The 23,409-nt window shown below is 45.2% G+C and carries 18 protein-coding genes and 1 pseudogene; 6 read left to right on the top strand and 13 right to left on the bottom strand.

What is annotated here, in order from left to right:
- Positions 1–108: 108 nt before the first annotated feature.
- Positions 109–708, bottom strand: a complete 600-nt coding sequence (locus OSCIL6407_RS0123210; protein ID WP_007355278.1) for a methyltransferase domain-containing protein — start codon at positions 706–708, stop codon at positions 109–111.
- A gap of 99 nt (positions 709–807) precedes the next feature.
- Between OSCIL6407_RS0123210 and OSCIL6407_RS0123205 the strand changes: the two genes are divergently transcribed.
- Positions 808–3,321 (top strand): CBS domain-containing protein, encoded by a 2,514-nt coding sequence (locus OSCIL6407_RS0123205; RefSeq protein ID WP_019487730.1) that lies wholly within the window; start codon positions 808–810, stop codon positions 3,319–3,321.
- A 309-nt stretch (positions 3,322–3,630) separates the two neighbouring features.
- Here the strand turns inward: OSCIL6407_RS0123205 and OSCIL6407_RS0123200 are convergent, their stop codons facing one another.
- The 3 genes from OSCIL6407_RS0123200 to OSCIL6407_RS0123190 all read right to left on the bottom strand — a co-directional run bounded on the left by OSCIL6407_RS0123200 (position 3,631) and on the right by OSCIL6407_RS0123190 (position 7,648).
- A complete protein-coding gene (locus tag OSCIL6407_RS0123200) occupies positions 3,631–5,061 on the bottom strand; it encodes an MFS transporter (protein ID WP_007354338.1) in 1,431 nt (476 codons plus the stop codon).
- A 286-nt stretch (positions 5,062–5,347) separates the two neighbouring features.
- Positions 5,348–6,025, bottom strand: coding sequence for a hypothetical protein (locus OSCIL6407_RS0123195; RefSeq protein ID WP_007354337.1), 678 nt, complete (start codon positions 6,023–6,025; stop codon positions 5,348–5,350).
- A gap of 372 nt (positions 6,026–6,397) precedes the next feature.
- Positions 6,398–7,648: a type IV pilus twitching motility protein PilT gene (locus OSCIL6407_RS0123190; protein WP_007354336.1), complete on the bottom strand. Its 1,251-nt coding sequence runs from the start codon at positions 7,646–7,648 to the stop codon at positions 6,398–6,400.
- Between the two features lie 135 nt (positions 7,649–7,783).
- Between OSCIL6407_RS0123190 and OSCIL6407_RS0123185 the strand changes: the two genes are divergently transcribed.
- Positions 7,784–8,959, top strand: a complete 1,176-nt coding sequence (locus OSCIL6407_RS0123185; protein ID WP_007354335.1) for a DUF58 domain-containing protein — start codon at positions 7,784–7,786, stop codon at positions 8,957–8,959.
- A 315-nt stretch (positions 8,960–9,274) separates the two neighbouring features.
- Here OSCIL6407_RS0123185 and OSCIL6407_RS0123180 read toward each other — a convergent pair whose 3' ends face one another.
- The 7 genes from OSCIL6407_RS0123180 to OSCIL6407_RS36540 all read right to left on the bottom strand — a co-directional run bounded on the left by OSCIL6407_RS0123180 (position 9,275) and on the right by OSCIL6407_RS36540 (position 16,091).
- On the bottom strand, positions 9,275–10,045 hold the full coding sequence (locus OSCIL6407_RS0123180) for a class II glutamine amidotransferase (protein WP_007354333.1): 771 nt from the start codon (positions 10,043–10,045) through the stop codon (positions 9,275–9,277).
- 176 nt (positions 10,046–10,221) lie between these two features.
- On the bottom strand, positions 10,222–10,539 hold the full coding sequence (rpsJ, locus tag OSCIL6407_RS0123175; protein WP_007354332.1) for a 30S ribosomal protein S10: 318 nt from the start codon (positions 10,537–10,539) through the stop codon (positions 10,222–10,224).
- Positions 10,540–10,686: 147 nt separating this feature from the next.
- Positions 10,687–11,916 (bottom strand): elongation factor Tu, encoded by a 1,230-nt coding sequence (gene tuf / locus OSCIL6407_RS0123170; RefSeq protein ID WP_007354331.1) that lies wholly within the window; start codon positions 11,914–11,916, stop codon positions 10,687–10,689.
- 199 nt (positions 11,917–12,115) lie between these two features.
- A complete protein-coding gene (fusA, locus tag OSCIL6407_RS0123165) occupies positions 12,116–14,191 on the bottom strand; it encodes an elongation factor G (protein WP_007354330.1) in 2,076 nt (691 codons plus the stop codon).
- 242 nt (positions 14,192–14,433) lie between these two features.
- Positions 14,434–14,904 (bottom strand): 30S ribosomal protein S7, encoded by a 471-nt coding sequence (gene rpsG, locus OSCIL6407_RS0123160; RefSeq protein WP_007354329.1) that lies wholly within the window; start codon positions 14,902–14,904, stop codon positions 14,434–14,436.
- A 241-nt stretch (positions 14,905–15,145) separates the two neighbouring features.
- Positions 15,146–15,535 (bottom strand): 30S ribosomal protein S12, encoded by a 390-nt coding sequence (gene rpsL / locus OSCIL6407_RS0123155; protein WP_007354328.1) that lies wholly within the window; start codon positions 15,533–15,535, stop codon positions 15,146–15,148.
- 367 nt (positions 15,536–15,902) lie between these two features.
- Positions 15,903–16,091 (bottom strand): hypothetical protein, encoded by a 189-nt coding sequence (locus OSCIL6407_RS36540; protein WP_019487728.1) that lies wholly within the window; start codon positions 16,089–16,091, stop codon positions 15,903–15,905.
- A 372-nt stretch (positions 16,092–16,463) separates the two neighbouring features.
- On the opposite strand from OSCIL6407_RS36540, the gene OSCIL6407_RS0123145 reads away from it, so the two are divergent.
- The 4 genes from OSCIL6407_RS0123145 (at position 16,464) to OSCIL6407_RS0123130 (ending at position 21,371) form a co-directional block, all read left to right on the top strand.
- Complete coding sequence (locus OSCIL6407_RS0123145) at positions 16,464–17,744, top strand: HetZ-related protein (protein ID WP_007354325.1); 1,281 nt, start codon at positions 16,464–16,466, stop codon at positions 17,742–17,744.
- 117 nt (positions 17,745–17,861) lie between these two features.
- The gene (locus OSCIL6407_RS0123140) at positions 17,862–18,575 is read left to right on the top strand and encodes a PHP domain-containing protein (RefSeq protein WP_007354324.1); all 714 of its coding nucleotides are present in this window, start codon (positions 17,862–17,864) and stop codon (positions 18,573–18,575) included.
- Between the two features lie 150 nt (positions 18,576–18,725).
- Complete coding sequence (locus OSCIL6407_RS0123135; RefSeq protein ID WP_007354323.1) at positions 18,726–19,175, top strand: hypothetical protein; 450 nt, start codon at positions 18,726–18,728, stop codon at positions 19,173–19,175.
- Positions 19,176–19,193: 18 nt separating this feature from the next.
- Positions 19,194–21,371: an nSTAND1 domain-containing NTPase gene (locus OSCIL6407_RS0123130; RefSeq protein ID WP_019487727.1), complete on the top strand. Its 2,178-nt coding sequence runs from the start codon at positions 19,194–19,196 to the stop codon at positions 21,369–21,371.
- Between the two features lie 23 nt (positions 21,372–21,394).
- Here OSCIL6407_RS0123130 and OSCIL6407_RS38160 read toward each other — a convergent pair.
- Together OSCIL6407_RS38160 and OSCIL6407_RS0123120 are read right to left on the bottom strand one after the other, a co-directional pair.
- Positions 21,395–22,147 (bottom strand): annotated as a pseudogene (locus OSCIL6407_RS38160) (S8 family serine peptidase); the annotation flags it as partial.
- 353 nt (positions 22,148–22,500) lie between these two features.
- Complete coding sequence (locus tag OSCIL6407_RS0123120) at positions 22,501–23,409, bottom strand: SAM hydrolase/SAM-dependent halogenase family protein (protein ID WP_007354320.1); 909 nt, start codon at positions 23,407–23,409, stop codon at positions 22,501–22,503.

Raw genomic sequence — 23,409 nt, 5'->3', positions numbered from 1 at the left:
TTTAGATGCTTGAAAAGCTACTCCCTCGGTCTTCTTCGTTAACCTTTTGCGCTTCTAGATAACTAAATTTTGTCTTCAAGCTTCAGGCTTGTGCGCTCTGCGTTCTACTTAGAGTCGGCGAAAACGAGCGAAATGTTCCTCTCCTTGACGCGCTGGTACGGAATTAGTTACAGGTGCCAGAGAAAGAATTTGAAACTTCCCCTCAAAATACTCACGAATTTCGGCGGGTGTAACTCCAAAGGGAGGGCCACCGAGACGGGAGTGGGTGAAAAATAGACCAATTAGTTCTCCACCGGGACGCAAAAGCGAATGTACTAATTCCACGTAAAACCTGCGTTTTTCAACAGGAATAGCGCAAAAACAGGTGTGTTCCACGATATAGTCAAAACTAGAGGGAAATTCCGCTGCCAACTCAAAGATATCCCTCTGCAAAAATTGGGCACTACTACCCCTTTCTCGAGCTAGACAGGTTGCATCTACGATCGCAGAGGCAGCAAAATCAAAACCAATAACCTCAAAACCGCGATCGGCAAACAGCACGGCATCGTAACCACGACCGCAGCCCAAAACGGCCGTGCGGCCTGGTTGTGGAGCTGAGGGAGAATTTAACAAACTAGCGAAATAGGGAGCAGTTTGACCCAAATCCCAAGGAGTCGTTCCTTCGTGATAGCGCTGTTCCCAGAAGTTAGGATCGTTATTAGACAGCATAAAACCTTCCCTTTGGCTTCAATACGTAAGTCTTGTCTAAAACAGTCGCGAAAGCGATCGCCCTCCAATGGATGCCCTGCGCTCTAGCTGTGATTTACTATGCAGTTTCACCAACCGCCCCTTTACTCATCGGCCCTTGAACAAGCGATTGACCGTCACCCCCTGATCGCGGCACCCGAAACTTCTTTGGAAGAAGCGATCGCCCTGATCGGTCAAGTACAAAGTAAGTGCAGCCTACCCAAAGTCAACTCCTCCTCAAACATCACGGCAATTGACGAAACTCCCCTTTGGCAAGGAGTGCGCGCTCGCTGCGTCCTAGTAGTGAAAAATGCCTCTGAGCTTGCGGGAGCAACATCCTCCGACAGCCATCAAGGTTCGCAGCTACTAGGTATATTAACCGAAGGCGATATTGTCCGATTGATTGCCACAGGCAAGATTAACAGCCGCACCGGAGTCCCTCTACACAAAATTCCCATTGCCGAAGTCATGTCGCCAGCTTCTATTACCCTCACCGAATCCGCTGACCAAGATGTGTTCACTGCCTTATCCTTATTTCGCCAGCACCGGATTCGCTACTTACCCATTGTAGATAGTGAGACTCGCTTAGTTGGCGTACTCACCAAGGAAATGATTCGTCAAGTGCTGCAACCCTCCAATATTCTGAAATTACGCCGGGTGACAGAATTGATGACTATGCCCATATCTGCACCCCAAGAAGCTTCACTGTTGAGTATAGCCCAACTAATGTCAGATCATCAGGCTAGTTGCCTGGTTATTACCCAAAGTAAAAAATTAAAAATGGAGAAGCCCAAGGATAATCGCACCTCCATTTGTTATTATTCCTTTCAAAAACCGCGCGGAATTATCACCGAATACGATCTCGTGCAGGCTCAGTTTTTAGAACTAGATTTTGAGAATTTACCAGCTTCTACGGTGATGAGAAGTTCCCCATCTAGTTTAAAACCTTCTGATTCCTTATGGGTGGCTCACAAAGAAATGCAGCAGCAACAAGCGCAGCGATTAGTTGTCTGCGGCAGCCGAGGAGAACTCTTGGGTTTGATCACCCAAACTAGCTTGCTACAAGTGCTCGATCCGACAGAAATGTATCGTGCTGTCAAGCAATTGCAGCAGTCAGTATATCAACTACAAGCTGAAAAACTAGAACTCCTACAAAGCCGTAACGCCAAACTAGAAGAAGAAGTGCGGGAACGGACAGCAAAACTGCACTCACAACTGCAACGCGATCGCCTTTTAACTAAGATTGCTCTGCGGATTCATCAATCTCTAAATCTCGACGAAATTATCAACGCCACCGTTGCAGAAGTTCGTCTAGTGCTGCAAGCCGATCGCGGGACGATCATCCGCTTAGAGCCTGGAGATATTGGCATTGTCGTAGCAGAATCAGTCGCCTCTAATTGGCCTTCTATGTTAGGAGATCTCGTTCCCGAAAGTATTTGGAAAGAATGCAATAAGGCATTTGAGCAAGAAAAATATGCGATTTCTGATATTGATAAAGCTAATCTGTCTCCAGAGCAATTTGCACGTTTTAGACAAGCGGAAATTAAAGCACTGATTGTTGTTCCCATATTGCAAGATGGTAATTTGTGGGGAATGATGTGCGTCCACCAGTGTGCAGAGTCACGTCAGTGGGAGCCTTCGGAAGTTGATTTACTCTTACAATTAGCGACTCAAGTAGCGATCGCAATTCAGCAAGCACAACTCTACGAACAAGTGCAAAATCTGAATACCGATCTCGAACGCCAAGTCCAAGAACGCACGGCAGAATTACAACAGAAAGTCCAAGAACTTCAGCAACTAAATATCCTTAAAGATGACTTTCTCAGTACAGTTTCCCACGAACTGCGAACGCCTTTAGCAAATATGAAAATGGCGATTCATATGTTAAAAATTTCTCCAACACCAGAGCGGCGACAAATTTATTTAGGGATTCTGGAAGCGGAATGTACTAGAGAAACAGATTTGATTAATGCTCTGTTGGATTTGCAACGTTTGGAAGCAGCAGCTTATCCTATTGCTTTGGAATCAGTTAATTTGCAAACTTGGCTGCCTGCTATAATTGAACCATTTAGAGCTAGAGCCCAAAATCGCCAGCAAATATTGCAAGTTGAATGCGATCGCAAGTTACCTACCATCACTTCAAACCGTGCTAGTCTGGCTCGGATTTTAGCAGAATTGCTCAATAATGCTTGCAAATATACGCCTAACGGTGGTGAAGTTACTCTGAGAGTTAATTGCAAACGAGAGAATGGAAATGAGACAGCAAAAATAGGGAATAAAGGAAGGGAAAAGCATAAAAATAGAACAGTCGAAACCAATTCTTCACCCACTCCTAGTTCTCATTCTTCAATTGGCAGTTCCCAAATTTATTTCACTGTTGGCAATCAATCAGAAATTCCTACGGAGGAGTTACCTCACATCTTTGAAAAGTTTTATCGGGTTCCCAATGCCGATCCTTGGAAGCAAGGGGGGACGGGTTTAGGTTTAGCTTTAGTGCAAAAACTTGTGGAACAATTAGGCGGAAAAATTCAGGTAGCTAGTGGCGGTGGTTGGACAACTTTTACTGTACAGTTATCTGATTTGCAGGAAGGGTAATTGGTAATTGGTAATTGGTAATTGGTAATTGGTAATTGCTGATTTAGTGGCAGTTAACAGTTAACAAAGAACAAAGAACAACTAATATAGTCCGGCAAATTTACGATCTGTCATTGCGAGCGAAGCGAAGCAATCGCCTAGTCTCTGCGATTGCTTCGCTTCGCTCGCAATGACAAGTATTTAACCGGACTTGATATAACAAGTAACAAGTAACAAGTAACAACTAACAACTAACAACTAACAACTAACAACTAACACAACTAACAACTAACAACTAACAACTAACAACTAACAACTAACAACTAACAACTAATCATGTTCAGCTTGTCGCTCTTTAAGCTTCAATAATATTTCTGCATGAACTTCTTTCGTAATCGGATAGAAATAAGCTAGAACTAAACCACCAATTAAGGCAATAGTTGGCAAGGGGCCAATGGATACGCGAATAGCAAAAAGTGCAGAAGCAGGTTGCACTGGCGCTGGTTGTCCCGGAACAGTCGCTATAAATCCTGCTACTTGTAAAGATTGTCCTACTAACCATAAACCCAACGCTAATCCGATTTTTTGCAACAACACCATAAATGAATAAAAAACACCTTCTCGTCGCTCCCCAGTTTGCAGTTCGTCGAGTTCAATCACATCTGGTATCATCGACCAAGGTACTAAATAGGCAGTAGAAACTCCAACGCCAGCCATAATTGCGAGTACATACATTTGCCAAATTTGTCCAGGTTGCAAGAAAAAGAGTCCAGCTTGTGCGATAATCCACAAACTCATTCCCATAAAGTAAACGGCTTTTTTACCATATCGCCGACTGACTTCACTCCAGACAAATAACATGGCTAAAGCAGTACCTTGAACTGCGATCGCAGCTTGGGTAAAAACGTGGTCTGGCATTTGCATCCAATTAACCACAAAGTAAGGCAGAATAGAAGCGGTCAACTGCACTGCTAACCAGGAACATAGATAAATCCCAATTACATACAAAAACGGTCGATTGCTAAATGCAATTCGCAACTGTTCTGCTAGTGGCAATGAGGCCGAACGATCTGCTTCTTCTTGGCTTTCCTGCTGAGAGGCAACATGATTGCGTGTTCCTAAAACACACCAGAATATTGGCAATACTGAGATAACTGTACAGACTGCACCCAAAATTATGTATTGTTTAATCGGATCGTTTTTAACTGCCGCAAAGATAACTTGTGCTAAGATTAATGAGAGAATGCTCCCCCCAATGGAGAAAGCAAATCGAAAACTATTCAGGCTAGTGCGTTCGTTGTAGTCTTTTGTTAGTTCTGGAGTAAGGGCCGTGTAGGGGAGGTTAACGGCAGTATAAGCGGTGTTAAAAAGGATGGCGATAATCACATAGTACCAAAACAGAACTGTATGATTTGTACTGGGAACAATCCACTGTAAGAAGAAGAAGATACCGAAGGGAATTGCACCGAATATCATCCAAGGGTAGCGACGGCCCCAAGGGTGATTTGTGCGATCGCTTAATACGCCTACAATTGGGTCATTCACAGCATCCCAAACCTTGCCAATTAGGAGAATGTTGCTTGCCAACCCCGCAGGCAAACCAGCAACATTTGTGAAGAAAAACAGCAGGAAAAATACTAGGATATTTGCAGTGATTGCGGGGCCCATGTCGCCTGCACCATAAGCTAATTTGGTAGCAAAACTGAGTTTTTTCGGTTCTAGATTGCTGATCGGACGGAGAGGAAGGTGGGTATTGCTCATAAAATTTGGCAAGGATTTGTTAAGCAGGTGGAGCCTGCGTAGTTAGGAGTATAGCTTGCGATTCACCCTAATATTAATTTCTAGATTTGAATTTGCCAATTGATAATATATTGATTTTACATTTTTGTCAATAAAAAGCTCAAGGGCTGTGGTGCGAGTACAGCTTTTTTAGTCTTTAGTTTACTGTTTAAAGGTATTAGCAACTCTTTCCTTACAAGCTTTTGAGAATGGTACAAGATGCGATCTATAATTCAGTTATAGGTAAGATTTACTGAATTCAGTGTATTTACAAGTTTTGCTGTATCGCTCGATAACATTCAGCAACAGGTTCTCGCTTTTTCATGGCCTCAACTAGAGCTTCATAAGCTAGTTTATGATTTTCTATAAGATTGCGAGCTTGCAATAATGCCCGATTTTCTTTTTGCTTAAATTCAGACGCAGGACGGCGCAATTGTGATAAAATCAGTCTAATTTTATTGCGATCTTCCGCTCCTCCCTCAGCATTGCCATAAACTAAATTTTCAGCAGCAATTCCGGCCATCCAAACGGTACAGTATCGATCTAAAAGTTGAACGGAAAATGCACCTTTTTGCATTTGTGATGCTAATTCTTGGTCTTCAAATCTAACCCCGCCTTGTGCTGTTTGACCTTGTTTAAAAGCTTCCCAAGCGTTAAGTGCGTAGCCGCTGACGGGAATTTCTAATAAATAGGCGACTAGGAAATGTCCGGCTTCATGGCGGAGAATGCGATCGCGCCGATCGTCAGAACTTCCCGCCAACACATCTGATAAAATAGCACTGCCTTGACCTTGCCATTGGAAAGTATCGAATGCAGCTAACCCTAACAGGCAAAAAGTGGCGATCGCGGGTACTGCTTGCGGTAAATTTAACGCTGGGCCCAACAAAGTGGAAATTGTCACCGCGAAAATAGCGATCGCGCTCGCATTCAGAGAAGTTTGTCTCATTTTACAACTGTCGGCTCACAAGTTACAGGTAAATTTGGTACAATTCTACCTTGTCTATTTTACCAGCAAAGGGTTCTCATACAAAATCGGCGTTGAAAACTATATAAGTCCTGGCGATTAGAAATCGCGGCTATACAAACAAAGTCCGCCGACGCGGACTATAAGATCAAACGGGTAATAAACCGAATTTGATATCATACCAATCCGGCTTAAATACCCCCTTTATTCTTTAGTCCGCGCAGGCGGACTTTGTTTGTGTAGTAGCGATTTCAATCGCCAAACGATCGAGGAGATATCAAACCCGGATTTGAGATCGCTTATGCGAGAACCCCAAATCAAAACAGTTAACCGTTAACCGTTAACAGTTAACAATTACCTGTAAGACGGAGCCTTGTCTCTACCTTTAAACTCGCGAGCAGAATTTGCATCATAACCTCCCGTCCGCAAGCGCCGATCTAAATCGCTTGCTTCCGGCGAAGCTTTTTCTGCTTCCTCAATTGTAATTCTCCCTTCCAGCACCAACGCATAGAGCACCTGATTGATAATTTGCATCCCTTCGTAAGTGTCAGTTTCCATCAATCTAAATGCGTTTTCATCGTCACCTTTCATCAGATAATCGTGCATAGCAGGCGTATTCACCAAAATGTCGTGAACTGCCACCCGGCGATTATCCACAGTCGGAAGTAATAGTTGAGCAACTACCGCCACTAACGAGTCACAAACCTGAATTCGCATCGCCTCCTGTTCATCAGGTGGGTAAAGGTTTAACAACCGATTCACAGAATTGATAGCGCTGCGAGTGTGGAGAGTACCTAACACTAAGTGTCCAGTTTGAGCTGCCTGCAAAGCTGTATTAATAGTAACGCGATCGCGCATTTCCCCGATCAAGATTACATCTGGATCTTCGCGCAAAACTGCCCGCAAAGCCTGTTCAAACTCATGAGTATGTAAACCAACTTCCCGCTGACTAACTAAACACTTTTTAGAAGGGTGAATGTATTCAATCGGGTCTTCAATTGTAACTACGTGCTTCGATTCTGTTGCATTCAGGTGGTCGATCATCGCCGCCAAGGTCGTAGATTTACCCGAACCCGTCGGCCCTGTAATCAAGATTAATCCTTGCTTGCGACAGATAATATTTTTCAGAACTGGCGGCAACCCCAACTCATCAATTGAAGGAATATTCAAATTGATCAGACGCAATACTATAGCACCACCACTTAAAGAATCAAAACAATTTACCCGACACCTCACCAAACCGGGGTAAAAAATCGCCGTATCTAACTCTTTCGTTTCTGCAAATTGCCTGCGTTGGGAGGGTGTAAGAATTTCTGCCAAATAATGTTCAAAAATTTCTGGTGTAGTCATCACCTGATTTCCAGGTACTACCATCTCACCGCGAATCCGAAATCGGGGAACTTGGCCAACTCGAATGTGAATGTCAGAAGCTTTGCTACCATGAGCAGCTTTCACCATTTGCTCAATAGAAGTATCGGGTACATCTTCATGGTGACGAGCAGCTTGTACCCCCGATGGCATCGGGGGTGGTGGGGGTGGGGGCAGGTGTGCCCTGCGGCCATGAGCTTCAGCTCGAACGGGCGTAGCATTATTTAATTGGTTCATTTCTTTGTCTCCTGCGGTAAAACAGTATTAATTGCTAAAAACTGGCTAATTACTAAAGACTAATTAACGGCTAACGATTCAGAAGAATTTACAATTAACTATTAGCAATCCCCAATTAGCAATTAGCGCTTAGAAATGAATACTCCTGTTATCAGAACCGGTCATCAAATCACCTACTGGCTAGAAACTCACTGGGTTGCCCCTGCCTACGCGGGTTGGCTGCTAGGCTCGCTAGCCTTATTCTTTTTTGGAGCTGCATCGAATACGATGGCAGGATGGTTATATGTCATCAGCGGCGTGATTTTGGCAATGCTAGGGATGGCTGCTGTATTGCCTGCGCGATCGCTTCAACCCCTGCAAGTCCGCCGCCGACCAATTCAGCCAGTCAGCGTTGGCGACCAACTAACGATCGAATTAGAAATCGAAAACCCCGCCGACCAACCCAAAACCCTGTTGCAAGTCCTAGATATTCTACCCTTTGTACTCGGACAACCCACACCCCATGCCATTGAAGTCATACCTTCTCAGGGTATTTACTTAGACACATACTATCATCCTACACAGCAACGGGGAGTCTATCGGTGGAATGAAGTAGAACTGAGAACAGCAGCGCCTTTGGGGTTATTTTGGTGTCGCCGCAGCCGGAGTGCTAAGGCTGTGGCAATTGTATATCCTACAGTTTTGCCCTTGACCACCTGTCCTCTGGTGGATCGCATGGGTCAACAAGAAAGTCCGCAATTTTACGAGAGTAAGCGATCGCAAATGGCTACAGAGGGTATTACCCGCACACTGAGACCCTACCGACATGGAGACCCGACCCGTTTGATTCACTGGCGAACCAGCGCGCGTTACGGAGAGTTCAGAGTGCGGGAGTTAGAAATCTCTACAGGTAGCCAGGAAATTACTATCACCTTAGACAGCGCTGCTACTTGGCAACATTCAGATTTTGAACAAGCAGTCATTGCGGCTGCATCCCTGTATTTCTATGCTAGCAAGCGCCAGCTTAACGTCAAGCTCTGGACGGCGGGGACGGGGGAAGTTAGTAGCAGTAGAGGGGTGTTGGAAGCTTTGGCAGCAGTGAATGCGGGTGAAGATGTGGCTTTTGATTTGCCGAGGGTTCCTTTAATCTGGCTGAGTCAAAATCCAGGGAGTTTGAGCAGTCTTCCCCCTGGTAGCCGATGGCTGCTATGGTCGCCAGAAGAGGTGTTGAAAGGGGAAAAAATCCTCGGAAAGTACGATTTTCCAGGTTTGGAGATTCGCCGGGATGAGCCGTTGGAACTTCAACTCCAGAGGGTTCTAAGTCGCGTTTAGAGAGAGTGGGCAAGAGTAATTTTTAACCAAGTATGCCTTTAGAGGTATAGACATTTATGCTCTTTTGACGGATGATTGATTTGTGTGAGGAGTAGGTTTAAGTTTCTAAATCAAAAGAAAAAGCTCTTGGGGTCGAAACACGGCAAGACTCCCAAGAGCTTTTTCTCAATTCAAAAATCCATTCTCGTGTTTCAACATAGCCGAAGGCAGAAGGAAGAAGCAAAATCTAACGGGAAGCACCGATATTTTCCTCTAAATACTTTCGCCGTTTAGTACCACAAATTGAAGTTTTTACCCACAGCCTACTTGCTTGCCTTAAAATTTGAGTGGCAACCCATCCTGAAATACTAACATTTCCCCCGGCTGCATCTGCGTCCAAACTTCGTTATCAGTAAGCGGAACAGTAGCAATTACAGCCACGCGATCGCTTTCCCCCGTTAACTCTCGAAAATCTAAAGTTAAGTCTTCGTCAACTAAATGAGCAGTACCAAAAGGTGCTTGACGCACAATATAAGTTAGCAGCGTTGAGCAATGTGCAAATAAGTGTTCTCCATCCGAAAACAAATAGTTAAATACACCTTTTGCTGCCAGAATTTTACTAATATCTGCGAGAACTGAATAAAGTTCTTCTAATGGAGGTTTACTTTGAGGAAAGTGTTGCCGCAAAGTTTCTAGTATCAAACAAAATGCTTTTTCACTGTCAGTTTGACCGACTGCTTGATAAAAACCTGCATTTTCCGGCTCAAATTCGGGCAAATTACCGTTATGAGCAAATACCCAATAGCGACCCCACAGTTCCCGCTGAAAAGGATGACAGTTTTCTAGAGTAATTTCACCTTGAGTAGCTTTACGGATGTGGGCAATTACATTAGTAGAATGGATAGGATAGCCCCGCAACAATTTGGCTACAGCAGAACTGACGGAAGGTTGAGCTTCTAAAAACAGACGGCATCCCAAACCCTCAAAAAAGGCAATGCCCCAACCGTCAGCGTGAATATCTGTTTTGCCGCCTCTTGCGGAAAAGCCCTCAAAAGAAAAGCAAATATCCGTTGGCACATTGCAGTTCATTCCTAGCAGTTGGCACATGGATTTTGGATCTCTGGAATTGAGATTAATAATTGAGATTAATAATTATGTCTAATATTATCTCTAATATTATGTTTATTTTATGTGTAAAGGCGAACTATTTGCCCCCGAATCTCTGTAAAAACAGAATTTCCCTGATGCAAACACTTCGCCCTTACAAATTGCCGGAAACTAATCTAAAGTTTCACTTCAATATCCACACCGGCTGGCAAGTCCAGTTTCATCAAAGCATCAATAGTTTTAGCGGAAGGCTGATGAATGTCGATAATGCGGCGATGAGTACGAGTCTCGAAGTGTTCCCGTGAATCTTTATCAACGTGGGGCGATCGCAGCAAACAGAATATCCGCCGTTTCGTAGGTAAGGGAATCGGGCCGATCGCAGTTGCCGCAGTCCGGTTTGCTGTATCTACAATCTTCTCGCAAGATGCGTCAAGAATACGGCGATCGAAGGCTTTGAGGCGAATGCGGATTTTTTGTTGTTGGATAGTTGCCATTTGATTTTCTTTAGTTTTCTAGGTTCAGTTGTTTTTTTATTGTTAACCGTTAACTGTTAACTGTTAACTGTTAACTACAAATTAGAAGAGCAGAAAAGCTTATTGACATTTTGCAGCTTTTCTGCTCCACCTAATTTTAGCGGAGTCCTACTTGAGGATTTTGGAGACAACGCCAGCACCTACAGTGCGGCCACCTTCGCGAATAGCGAAACGCATCCCTTGTTCAATAGCGATCGGGTTGATCAGTTCCACTGTCATTTTGATGCGGTCTCCCGGCATCACCATTTCAGCTTCGCTACCATCATCACTGGTGAACTGATTGATCGTACCAGTTACATCCGTCGTGCGGACGTAGAACTGAGGGCGGTAGCCGGAGAAAAACGGCGTGTGTCGGCCGCCTTCTTCCTTCTTAAGGATATAAACTTCAGATTCAAACTGAGTATGAGGAGTAATCGATTTGGGCTTAGCAATTACCATGCCCCGTTCAATATCCTTCTTTTCAATCCCCCGAAGCAGCAGACCCACGTTGTCGCCAGCCAGACCTTCTTCCAGAGACTTGGTGAACATTTCCACACCAGTTACGGTAGTGCTGCGAGTATCCTTAATACCCACTAATTCCACAGTTTCGCCAACTTTAATTTTTCCGCGTTCGATCCGGCCAGTAGCCACCGTACCCCGACCAGTAATCGAGAATACGTCTTCAACTGCCATCAGGAAGGGCTTGTCAATTTCGCGTTCTGGGGTGGGAATGTAAGCGTCTACTTCTTCCATCAGCTTGTAGATCTTATCGATCCACTCATTCTCGCCTTTCTTGATCTTGGGATTAGCAGTCATCGCTTCGAGAGCCTTCAATCCCGAACCAGTCACAATGGGGATATCATCGCCGGGAAAATCATAAGAACTCAGGAGTTCGCGAACTTCCAGTTCCACCAGTTCCAGTAGTTCTGCGTCGTCTACCATGTCTTCTTTATTCAAGAAGACAACCAGACTAGGAACCCCAACTTGCTTGGCAAGTAGGATGTGTTCGCGGGTTTGAGGCATGGGGCCATCTGCTGCTGATACCACGAGGATACCGCCGTCCATTTGAGCAGCACCAGTGATCATGTTTTTCACATAGTCAGCGTGACCGGGACAGTCTACGTGAGCGTAGTGCCGTTGTTCCGTCTCATATTCGACGTGAGCTGTGTTAATCGTAATACCCCGCGCTTTTTCTTCAGGCGCAGCGTCGATTTCATCATACTTCCTAGCCTTAGCCTGACCAAGGGCAGATAGGGTCATCGTAATTGCGGCGGTTAAAGTTGTTTTGCCGTGATCGACGTGACCGATAGTGCCGATATTTACGTGGGGTTTCGTCCGTTCAAATTTTGCGCGTGCCATTCTTGATTCTGTTCCTTTGTCAGTTATTAGTTGTTAGTAGTTACTTGTTAGTTGTTAGTAGTTAGTTGTTTTAAGTTTACAACTAACTACTAACCCTTAACCCTACCACTAACAATTAGTTGTCATTAGTTAATTGTTAGTGGTTAGTAGTTAGTTGCTTTGAGTTGGCAACTAACTACTAACTCCTAACCACTAACAATTAAGAGTTCCCTTTGCTCTTGGCGATGATGGCTTCAGCCACGTTGCGGGGGACTTCTTCGTAATGGCTGAATTCCATTGTGAAGATCCCGCGACCTTGGGTTTTCGAGCGGATGTCTGTGGCATAACCAAACATTTGTGCCAAAGGAACTTTGGCCGCAACTTTGGCAAGTCCTTGTTCCGTCTCTTGACCTTCAATCTGACCCCGGCGAGAGTTGAGGTCGCCGATGATGTTCCCGATATAATCTTCGGGCACTTCGACCTCTACTTTCATCATAGGCTCTAGCAGCACGGGCGTTGCTTTCATCACGGCTTCTTTGATGGCCATTGAGCCGGCGATCTTAAATGCCATTTCGGAGGAGTCTACATCGTGGTAAGACCCATCTACCATCGTGGCTTTAAGGTCGATCACTGGATAGCCAGCGACAATGCCGGATTCGCAAGCTTCTTTCATCCCTTGTTCTGCGGGGCCGATGTACTCTTTGGGTACAGCGCCACCAACAATTTTGGAGACGAATTCAAAGCCGGTTCCTGGTTCCCCAGGTTCCAGTTCGATGACGACGTGGCCGTACTGACCTTTACCGCCGCTTTGACGGATGAATTTGCCTTCAGCGCGGACGGCTTTGCGAATGGTTTCGCGGTAGGCTACCTGGGGTGCGCCGACGTTGGCTTCGACTTTGAACTCTCGCAGCATCCGGTCAACCAGAATTTCCAGGTGCAGTTCGCCCATACCGGCGATGACTGTCTGGTTGGTTTCGTGGTCAACTCTGACTCGGAAGGTAGGATCTTCCTCGGAGAGAGATTGCAGAGCTTTGGAGAGTTTCTCCATGTCGGCTTTGGTTTTGGGTTCGACCGCTACGGAAATCACGGGTTCGGGGATGAACAACGACTCCAGAACAATGGGAGCGGTGTCATCGCAGAGCGTGTCGCCGGTAAAGGTGTCTTTGAGACCCAAGGCTGCTCCTAAGTCGCCGGCTCGAAGTTCGTCTACTTCGATGCGATCGTCGGCTTTAAGGACGATTAAGCGAGAAATCCGCTCTTTTTTGTCCTTAGTGGAGTTCATCACGTAGCTGCCTTTTTTGAGGATTCCGGAGTAAACTCGCACGAAGGTCAGACGGCCGTAGGGGTCTGCCATGATTTTGAATGCCAAGGCGGACATTGCCGCATTGTCATCGGCTCCCCGTTCGGCTGTATCGCCGTTGGGCAAGGTTCCCTGAATTGGGGGAACTTCTAAGGGGGAGGGTAGGTAGTCGATCACTGCATCTAGCAAGAGCTGCACGCCTTTGTTTTTGAAGGCGGAACCGCATAGCATGGGGACGATCGTACCTGCGATCGTGCCTTTCCGCAGGGCAGACATGATTTCTGCTTCTGTGAGTTCTTGCCCTTCAAAGTATTTTTCCATTAGGTCGTCGGAGGTTTCTGCCGCCGATTCGACTAATTTGGTGCGATACTCTTGGGCTAACTCTTGGAGGTCTTCAGGGATTTCGGTTTCTTCAACGTCGGTGCCGAGGTCGGTGGTGTAGATGTAGGCTTTCATCTTTACCAAATCGACAATCCCTTTAAATTCGCTTTCGCTACCGATGGGGATCTGGATGGGGACGGCGTTGGCTCTCATGCGATCGCAAATCTGAGCGTAAACTTTATAGAAGTTCGCACCCGTGCGATCCATCTTGTTTACGAATACAATCCGAGGTACTTTATAGCGATCGGCTTGTCTCCAGACTGTCTCAGATTGGGGCTGGACTCCGCCGACTGAACAAAATACGGCGATTACTCCATCCAATACCCGCATCGATCGCTCAACTTCAATTGTGAAGTCTACGTGACCCGGAGTATCAATGATATTAATCTTGTAATCTTTCCAACTGGTAGTAATGGCAGCGGCAGTAATGGTGATTCCACGCTCCCGCTCTTGAGCCATCCAGTCGGTAACTGCTGTTCCCTCGTGGACTTCACCCATCTTGTGAACCACGCCGGAATAAAACAGGATTCTTTCAGTCGTTGTTGTTTTGCCCGCATCAATGTGGGCGGCAATACCAATATTGCGTGTTCTCTCAAGCGGGACGGAACGTGCCACAGCTACCTCCTTTAGTTTGTGTTGCTGTTATATTACAATAATACTACATAATATCGAGTCATAACAACCGAGCTGGCTGACTCGTACATGGAGTTTACTGTTACATTTTAATATTTTTTGCAAGATTTGTTCACACAAACATTTGCTAAAAGCCCAAGGCAACTGGGGAAGAGTTGGGAGTTTTGAGAGATGGCTACAGATAAGCTTTATTCCTCTCTTGCCAGCATCCCCAGTCTCTAAAATTAGTACCGATAGTGGGCAAAAGCTTTGTTTGCTTCTGCCATCCGGTGGGTTTCTTCGCGCTTACGAATGGCACTGCCCGTTTCATTGGCGGCATCCATCAATTCATTCGCTAGCTTAATCGACATGGAGCGACCAGCTCTAGCCCGTGCAAACCGGATCAACCAACGTAAGGCCAAAGCAGTGCCTCTGTCAGAGCGCACTTCCATTGGGACTTGGTAGGTTGCGCCGCCTACCCGCCGCGCTTTCACTTCTACTAGAGGTGTTGCATTTTTGACAGCTTTTTCAAACAGATCCAAAGGATCGGCCCCCGTCCGTTCTTGGATGGTTTTCATTGCATCGTAAATAATGTTTGACGCAACTGATTTTTTCCCACTTTGCATAATGCGGCGTACCATCATCGTGACTAGGCGGCTGTTATAAACCGAGTCAGCGGGAATCGGACGTTTTTGAATAACCCTACGGCGAGACATAGTTTAATTTTGGATGCGTGATTTTTGATTTTGGCTTTTTGATTGGGCCCAGATGCGTGAGATCGCCACAGGCTTTGAGGAACTTGGCTGGCTATATAGCAGAAGGCACAAGGAAATAAAAGCAATGGCTTCAGCAATTCAGAACTTTTTAGTTACCTTGGCGGTTGCTATTTCACTTTGCTGATAAATAATTAAATCAGCAAGCGTTGTCGCCTTTAACTGCGCGATCGCGGTTAGATTCTTATTTTTTGGCAGCGCCAGCTTTGGGACGTTTGGCTCCGTATTTGGAACGCCCTTGTTTGCGGTCTTTTACTCCGGCGGTGTCTAAAGTTCCACGAATAATGTGGTATCTCACTCCCGGTAAGTCTTTGACCCGACCGCCTCTAATCATCACTACTGAGTGTTCTTGGAGGTTGTGACCAATGCCTGGAATGTAGGCTGTTACTTCAAAACCAGAGGTTAGGCGCACCCGCGCTACCTTTCGTAGTGCTGAGTTTGGTTTTTTGGGTGTGGTCGTGTAAACTCTTGTACAGACCCCACGACGCTGAGGGCAACTCTTGAGAGCTGGGGATTTAGTCTTTTTCTGCGTTTCTTCTCGTGCAGAGCGAATAAGTTGCTGAATAGTGGGCATGAGTTAGGGCTCGTTTAGCTTTGTCGCTAGTTTCTACTTTAAATGGAATCCGCACTGAAATACCCTTCCCCTTGGCAGGGATGGGATTTTGGGGGAAATATGTTTGGGTGGGGATACCAGACCTTCCATTGTAAATGACTTAACTGTTTTTGGCAAGAGATTGGGGAATTTAGGATTGGGAATTTGGGATTGGGAATTTGGGACTGGTCGGTGTAGTGAGTTAAAACTGTCGGGACGATGGTAAGTAGGTAGACACAAATAAACCTGGCTGTGTAACAGAATGTTTATTTGCGATCGCCCCTGCGATTGCTTCGTTTCACTCGCAATGACAGACTTAATGTATTTTCCTACTCATCTACTTAATGGCTTAATGGCGATCGTTCAAATTTGTAGCGGAAGTAGTAGAGAGAACAACGAAGAAGCAAAAACAACAAAGCCATATTTTTCCGATTTCCCTCATCCCCCCACCTTCCCCACCTTCCCCATCCTCCCCATCCTCCCCACCTTCCCCACCTTCCCCATCCTCCCCATCTCCCTCATCTTCCCATCCCCCCATCTCCCCCCTTTCCGCATCCTTCTAGGGAACCAGTTAGCAGATCGTCTACTCTATGGGAGTATAGCAACCCACACTTGACAAGGGGGTTACTACACCTCTGGTATCGCTCAAATTGCTTAGGCAGTAAGGGTTTAAGGCAATGAAACATAACTTGAGAGTGGTGACATTCCAGGTAACGGTAATCAGCAAAATGTAGTTGCCTGAGAGAGTGGAACACTAGGGTCACTCTTATCCTCTCTACCTCCCTAACATTCAAAGTGTAGAGAGTTGAATCAGGCAAGCGGATTCAAACCCAAAGGAAACCAGCCATTCACCCTCTATATCTTCTACCCTTTCCACGCAGTCGTTCAGTGCATTACCAGAGGTAAAACCATGTCTGTCAAGTTTGCTAACTCCCCCGCCACTAACAATTCTCCGATCGCTCCCATGCTGACAACTGTTGAAGAGGCTGCTCCTGTACGCTCTACTAATTTGAATGCCGCTGAAAAGAGTTCTGAGCTAGGCTTTGATACGATTACTCTGGCGGATTTCATGCTCAAGGAATTGCAAGCAGCACTGAAATCAACGACCAGAAGCGCTCAAACGGTGGCAATGCGAATCGCTTTAGAAGTGGAACGGATTTGTCAAAAGAGCGATCGCATCCAAATTTCTGGTGATGTTCAATCTTGGCAGCTTACCTTAGCCCGTCACCGTTTGCAAAAGTGCTTGGAATACTACCGCTTGGGTTCCAAACAGGGTCGCGTTGAGCTACATTCTCATCTAGCGGCAATGATTTACCGTCATGTTGCGTCTTTTCGAGCTAACTTAAATTTCCAAGCTCGTTACAACATGATTGAAGATTTCCTGCAAGGATTTTACATCGAAGCTCTGAGAGCTTTTCGTCGGGAACACCAAATGGCGGCTGACTATACACCGCGTACTCAATTAGAATTAGCGGAGTATATGGCATTCACGGAACAATATGCCAAACGTCAAATTGGTTTGCCGGGACGTTCTCGCCAAAGATTGATTGTACTTCGGGCTCAGGGTTTTGCTAAGGGCCAACCTCCCGAAACTGCTTTGGATATTGAAATGGCCGTAGAATCGGGTAAGGGCGAAGAAGCGGAAGCTCACAGTCGCTCAGCAGCGATGCAGCAGGTAAGGGAACAGATGGTTTCTGAGTCTGTCGATCCGGCGGAGGCGGTGTTGCGCGATCGCGTGGTCTCGGAGTTGATAGAATATTTGCAATCTCAAGGTCAGTCGGAGTGTATTGACTATCTGACTTTGAAACTCCAAGACCTCTCAGCTTCCGACATTGACCGGATTCTGGGTCTTTCTCCCCGCCAACGGGACTATCTACAACAACGTTTCAAGTACCATGTGGAAAAGTTTGCTCGTACCCAAAACTGGAAACTGGTACACCAATGGTTGGGTGCTGATTTGGATCAAAAGTTGGGTATGACTTCGGTACAGTGGGAAGCTTTTAAGGCAACGCTTTCAGAAGAACAGCTACAACTGCTGGAATTGAAGCGGAATCAAGAGAGCGATAAGGCGATCGCATCTGCTCTTAAATGTACTCTCAAACAAGTGCAAAAACGGTGGGCAGGGTTACTGGATATGGCTTCGCAGTGCCGTAATAGCACTACTCCTGCAAATGTGGGTAACGCCAAATGAGTCTAGACACTTTGTTTAACCCCCCCAGGCGAGGGCGGGATTTCCCCGCCCCATTTCCTACTACTGCGCCAAAAGAAATTCGATATATTAGACAAGGTTAATATTAGTGGTGACGGTATGACTGTCAATCTGGCTCCGGGTTTAAATTTAGAAAGGCCGAGGACTCCTACGGTGCTTGCGCTCAAGGAAGTTTTTCAAGGTCTTGATGCTGATAGCTGTCCGGGTTCTTACAATTTTCATCTGCACACTGTTTGTTCTGATGGGCAGCTACGGCCAGATGAGTTGATGGAGTCTGCGATCGCGATCGGTTTGAAGGGGTTAGCTATTACCGATCATCATAGTACAAATGGCTATTTTCAAGCTCAGATTTGGTTGGAGCGTTGGATATTAAATGATTCTGAGAGTAAATTAATAACGCCTAATCTGTGGACTGGCATAGAAATTAGTGCAAATTTGTTGAATATTGAAGTACATATTCTCGGCTATGCTTTTGAGCCAGGACATTCTAGTTTACAGCCTTATTTGCATGGTAAAACTGCGATTGGAGATGCTTATCTGGCGGAAAATGTAATTGATGCGATTCATCAGGCTGGAGGTTTAGCAGTGTTGGCTCATCCTTGTCGCTATCGGCTTTCACCTAATAAGTTAATTCCAGAGGCGGCAAGTTTTGGAATTGATGGGGTAGAGACTTTTTATGCTTATGGTAATCCTATTCCTTGGTGTCCGAGTCCTCAGCAAACTATGTTAGTTAAAGAGCTTGCTAAGGATTGGGGTTTGTTTAATACTTGTGGGACTGATACTCATGGTGTTAATTTGTTGCAGAAGCTTTAATCAACAGGATTTATGCAAGAGTCAGCAGCGATGATTGCTACCCGTAAATACAGCCGTACCTAGAACTTTTGCGGTTGTTAAATATGATTTTTCAGGAATATGCTTAAGGGCAGGTGTATAAGATTCTAAAATTACCTTTGGTTAAAACTTATGGATGCCATCACGCTAACGACTTCGATCGCTCCTTTTATCACTCCTTTTCTCCCCTTTTTGCTCAAGTTCGGTGAGAAGTCAGCCGAAACTGCGGGCGCTAAATTGGGGGAGGAAGGTTGGAATAAGGCGAAAAAAATTTGGGACAAGCTACACCCCAAAGTTGAAGCTAAGGAAGATGCCAAAGTTGCGGCTGAACAGGTAGCAGCAAAGCCGGATAGTAAGCCTCGCCAAGCGGTATTTCAGGAAGAATTAGAAACTTTGCTGAAAGAAAACCCTGATTTAGTAGAGGCGATCGCCCAAATCATGCAGGAAGGATCGGTTGCTGCTAGTGGAACACAAATTACCCAGACTGTCGAGAATAACGAAGGACAGACGATAGGTCAGATGACGGGCGGTAAAGCAGTCGGCAGGATTGACGGGAATATTCAGGGTGGTGTGAACTTCTAAATTGAAAGCGATCGCATTATGACAATTTCTCCAGATTCCGAATCAGCTTCCACCCCTGAACCTATTACCCAGATTAGGCAAGATACAGACAACAATCAGGGACAGGTAATCGCCCAGATGATAGGTGGTTTTGCACTGGGGCAACTCATTATTCATCAGTCTCAAACTCAAACGCTACCTAAAACAATAGAAACTGCTACCGATTCCGTTGAATTGGGAGAAAACCCCTATCAAGGACTAAAGCCGTTTTGGGAAATGGACGGCGATCGCTTTTTTGGCAGAGATATCGAGATTAACAAACTGTGGTCACGTTTTCAGGAGTTGTATGGCGATCGCACTAAAATTCGAGTATTGCCGATTTATGGGCCATCAGGATCGGGTAAATCCTCATTAGCAAGGGCAGGGTTAATTCCAGCTTTAGGTAAGCAACCTTTACCCGGAAAGGATCGGGGGCGCGTAGTAGTATTGACTCCAGGTAATGACCCCCTTGAAGCTTTAGCTACGGTGTTAGCTCGGATCGCTACTAAGGATGAAACTCCCGTTGCTAAGACAAGGGAATTTAAACAAGAATTACTTGAACTTAACGAAAAGCAAGAATTTGACGGGCTGCGCCGTATTGCCAATGTTTTGCCTGATATCGCTTTTGCACCGTTGATTGTATTGGTAGATCAATTTGAGGAACTTTACACTTACACCCTCTGCAATGATGAGCAGGTGCGCTCTGCTTTTGTAGAGAATTTGCTTTGTGCGGCAAGCGACTCTTCTCAAAGAGTTTCAGTGATTATCACGATGCGGAGTGATTTTTTAGGGAAAACTCAGCAACATCCTCGCTTAAATCAACTGTTTTCCTCTCAGGGTTTTTTAGTCCCGATTATGCAGCCAGAGGAACTGGCGATCGCAATTACTGAACCTGCAAAACAGAAAGGCTACGAATTAGATAAGGCAACAGTACAGTTGCTTGTTGAACAATCCAAAGGACAGGAAGGAGCATTACCTCTGTTACAATTTGCCCTAACTCAGATTTGGGAAGGGTTGCGTAATAAGATAGAACCAGCAGATACCCTAAAGCAAATTGGCGGTGTCGGTGGAGCGTTGGCGAATAAAGCAAAAAGTTTGTATGAGTCTTTAAACACTGAACAACAAAAAATTGCCCGATCTACTTTTCTGGCTTTAATTCAATTGAATGACGATCATACAGCAACCCGTCGCCGTGCGCCTATTTCGGAACTGATTACCAGCAAACAGGATGAACCCCTTGTGCGAGAAGTAATTGAGCGTTTTGCTGATCCGGGTGTATGGATTTTAGTTACTTTTTCTAATGAGCAACAGGTGGAAATGGTGGAGGTTGCCCATGAAGCTTTAATTCACAAATGGAAAGAATTACAGGAGTGGCTTAAGGAACACTGGGAAAACCTTCGCAATAAGCGCAAAATTGAGCAATCTGCTTTCGAGTGGCAAGATAATCGAAAATCTAAGGATTATTTGCTTCAAGGGCGCAGACTCCGTGATGCTAGAGAATTTATACAGGCTCAAAAAGATAATGCTGAAACCTCACTATGTGGATTGGCAAAAGAATTTGTAAAAGCAAGTGTAAAAAAACACAGAATTAATACCTTAAAATCTGCTCCTGTTTTGCTTGTTTTATCAATATCCATTCTGGGTTTTGTTCATTTACAAATCATTGGTAGAGCAAATTCCATATTATCTCGTGATGACTGCAAAGCAGATTTTGAGATTAAAGGACTGTTGGAATATATGTGGTGGACAAGATATGCTAATGGACTTAGAGATGTGAAGCTCTGTAATGAAGATTTATTTAAAGTTCAACTTCCCCGTATATATATATTGAATGCAAATTTTGATATGGCTAATTTGTCTAATTCTAATTTCCGCGGATCTAGATTACCTTTTTCTAGCTTTAAAGGAGCAACGTTGTTATCTACTGACTTTAGTGGAAAAGCAGTATTGACAGGAGCAGATTTTGGGTGCAACCATTCTGAATGCGCTACTTTATTTAAGGCTAATTTTGAAAATTCAAATCTAAGCGATGCTAACTTTCAGGGAGCATTCTTGGAAGAAGCAATTTTCAAAGGCTCCAATCTAACAAGGGCTAAATTAGATGCAGCAGAGGGATTGACTGAAGAACAACTACAAGATTCAATACTCTGTGATACAGGAACTCGTCGTCCCGGATAAACTGGGCTAATAAAGCTGCTGGCATAATTGCTTGCCTCCAATAAACCTTTCAATGACCCTTTTAGATGTTTATAAACGCCGCCAACTGCGATCGCCTCTGGATGTTGTGCTGGAAAACCCCATTGTCCATTCCCAGCCGAAAAAATAACCACAATCCCTTCATAGACAGCACGAGCAACAGCAGCAGCTAAGAGTTTGTCTTGAGGAGAAAGTTGACGGTTTCTTTGATCGGAACCCCAACTACAAGAAATAATATCTGGTCGCTGCTCAATGGCTCGCTTGAAGGCTGCCACTGAGTCAACGTTCGCGATTTTATCTTCGACTACTACGCCAAACTTGATCATTATTAGTTCTGCTTCAGGAGCTATGGCAAAAACATTTGCAGATTCTCCTGTACCATGACCGCTAATATCTCGATCGAGATCGGTTGCACCAGGGGCAAGAACGACATTTACCTTATAGTTATGCTCTCTAAAAAATGGATGGGGATACCACCCAGAATCGATCATTGCCACCCTAACGCCTTTGCCTGTGATGCCGTTTTGGTGAACTAGGTTTGCATTTAAACCTTGAGCCACATCATCGGGTACATTCAGGTATTTTGCCGTTTTTTCTGGGGGTTCTGATGTGGGAATAGTCGGTCGAGAGTAGTAAACAGGTTCGTTAATCGCAATTCCATCTAACACATCATCCCAAATTGTCTTAGAGGTATCAATCTCACCAAATGGTGTGTTATCAACTGAATTGATCAATATTGTCGTGCCGATCTCACCCATTTCTGTGATCGTAGGGCGCTCAATTGCCTCCAAGGTTGTCTGAAACGATCGCTCATAAAGCTCTGGCTGGCCAGCAATGCTGATCGTGGCAAAGCCAACCTCTAAAATTTCAAATCCTGCCGCCTTTAAGCGTTTAATCGCTAATTCGACTTGGTGGGGTTCTGCATAAAATTGAGTCACATTTTCGCTAGTCACGGGCTGCGAGTGGCGTAACAACGATGCCCCAGTTATTGAACGAACAACAGCCTCAGTGTAGATTTTAGACGGTAATACTGGCTGATTTTCGCTGCTCATAAGGATTTCCCGTTCACACTGCGTTAGATTGCTAGGCGCGATCGCTTATTTTACCAAATTTACTTTCCCGATTTAGGCTGCTTAGTTTCAGGTTCAGAAGATTGTAAAGCCGCATCAAGAATTATATTATCATGAATTTTAACCTCCACCTTTGCCCACCAATCTATTCCTAAAAAAGCTTGAGCATTACCGCGAAAAACTGCAATTTCTACCCAACCATGAGAACCAACTAAAGCAATCAAATTACCAGATTCGGCGCTGCTGTAACTTGTGCCACTGGGTATGACAAAATCTCGATCGGACTCGCTGCTAAGTTTTGACCGCGCGATCGCAACAGACCAACTTTTACCCGCAACCAAAGTTCCCGGAATATTAGTAATCAAATTGCCAAAATAATCGATATACTGAATACAGCCATCTACACAGTTCGTTGTGGGAGTACAAGCTGGAATAGGCGATCGCACTAGACTATCAGGATCTATGGCTCGTCCCAACTCCTCCAAAGGAACCCCACTAGCTAAGTGAGCTCCCACCGTCGCAAAAATATCTCGACCGTGAAAAGTGCTGCTAGGTTGAGATGTCCGCCAATATTGCGGGTTACTTAATTCTACAGCCGCGTAGGTGTAGCCAGCCGTAGGCATCGCACTCTCGTGACTCAAAACCCCGCTAAACAAGCCATTATCCGGCCCCACCAGCACGCAATTGGCACATTTCACTGCTACACCGCGTCTACTACTTCCAACTCCCGGATCGACAACAGCAATATGTACGGTTCCCGCAGGAAAATAAGGATATGCAGTCATCAGGCAAAATCTACCCGCAGCAATATTTTGCGGCGGAATTTGATGGGTGAGGTCTACGATCGTTAATTGCGGGTTGATTTGAGCGATCGCGCCTTTGAGGACACCAACGTAGACATCGCTCAAGCCAAAATCTGTCAGCAGAGTTATTATTTTAGTTTTAAACAT

It is taken from the genome of Kamptonema formosum PCC 6407, from assembly GCF_000332155.1.
Lineage (GTDB): Bacteria > Cyanobacteriota > Cyanobacteriia > Cyanobacteriales > Microcoleaceae > Kamptonema > Kamptonema formosum.
This window is presented reverse-complemented; position numbering and strand designations above follow the sequence as displayed.

Bases quoted from the DNA above. Each gene is read 5' to 3' on its own strand.
- rpsJ (WP_007354332.1), bottom strand. From the start codon at position 10,539: ATGGCAACTATCCAACAACAAAAAATCCGCATTCGCCTCAAAGCCTTC.
- OSCIL6407_RS0123180 (WP_007354333.1), bottom strand. From the start codon at position 10,045: ATGTGCCAACTGCTAGGAATGAACTGCAATGTGCCAACGGATATTTGC.
- OSCIL6407_RS0123185 (WP_007354335.1), top strand. From the start codon at position 7,784: ATGAATACTCCTGTTATCAGAACCGGTCATCAAATCACCTACTGGCTA.
- rpsL (WP_007354328.1), bottom strand. From the start codon at position 15,535: ATGCCCACTATTCAGCAACTTATTCGCTCTGCACGAGAAGAAACGCAG.
- OSCIL6407_RS0123145 (WP_007354325.1), top strand. From the start codon at position 16,464: ATGTCTGTCAAGTTTGCTAACTCCCCCGCCACTAACAATTCTCCGATC.
- OSCIL6407_RS0123205 (WP_019487730.1), top strand. From the start codon at position 808: ATGCAGTTTCACCAACCGCCCCTTTACTCATCGGCCCTTGAACAAGCG.
- OSCIL6407_RS0123210 (WP_007355278.1), bottom strand. From the start codon at position 708: ATGCTGTCTAATAACGATCCTAACTTCTGGGAACAGCGCTATCACGAA.
- tuf (WP_007354331.1), bottom strand. From the start codon at position 11,916: ATGGCACGCGCAAAATTTGAACGGACGAAACCCCACGTAAATATCGGC.
- OSCIL6407_RS0123200 (WP_007354338.1), bottom strand. From the start codon at position 5,061: ATGAGCAATACCCACCTTCCTCTCCGTCCGATCAGCAATCTAGAACCG.
- rpsG (WP_007354329.1), bottom strand. From the start codon at position 14,904: ATGTCTCGCCGTAGGGTTATTCAAAAACGTCCGATTCCCGCTGACTCG.
- OSCIL6407_RS0123130 (WP_019487727.1), top strand. From the start codon at position 19,194: ATGACAATTTCTCCAGATTCCGAATCAGCTTCCACCCCTGAACCTATT.
- OSCIL6407_RS36540 (WP_019487728.1), bottom strand. From the start codon at position 16,091: ATGGGGGGATGGGAAGATGAGGGAGATGGGGAGGATGGGGAAGGTGGG.
- OSCIL6407_RS0123195 (WP_007354337.1), bottom strand. From the start codon at position 6,025: ATGAGACAAACTTCTCTGAATGCGAGCGCGATCGCTATTTTCGCGGTG.
- OSCIL6407_RS0123135 (WP_007354323.1), top strand. From the start codon at position 18,726: ATGGATGCCATCACGCTAACGACTTCGATCGCTCCTTTTATCACTCCT.
- OSCIL6407_RS0123190 (WP_007354336.1), bottom strand. From the start codon at position 7,648: ATGAACCAATTAAATAATGCTACGCCCGTTCGAGCTGAAGCTCATGGC.
- OSCIL6407_RS0123140 (WP_007354324.1), top strand. From the start codon at position 17,862: ATGACTGTCAATCTGGCTCCGGGTTTAAATTTAGAAAGGCCGAGGACT.
- OSCIL6407_RS0123120 (WP_007354320.1), bottom strand. From the start codon at position 23,409: ATGTTTAAAACTAAAATAATAACTCTGCTGACAGATTTTGGCTTGAGC.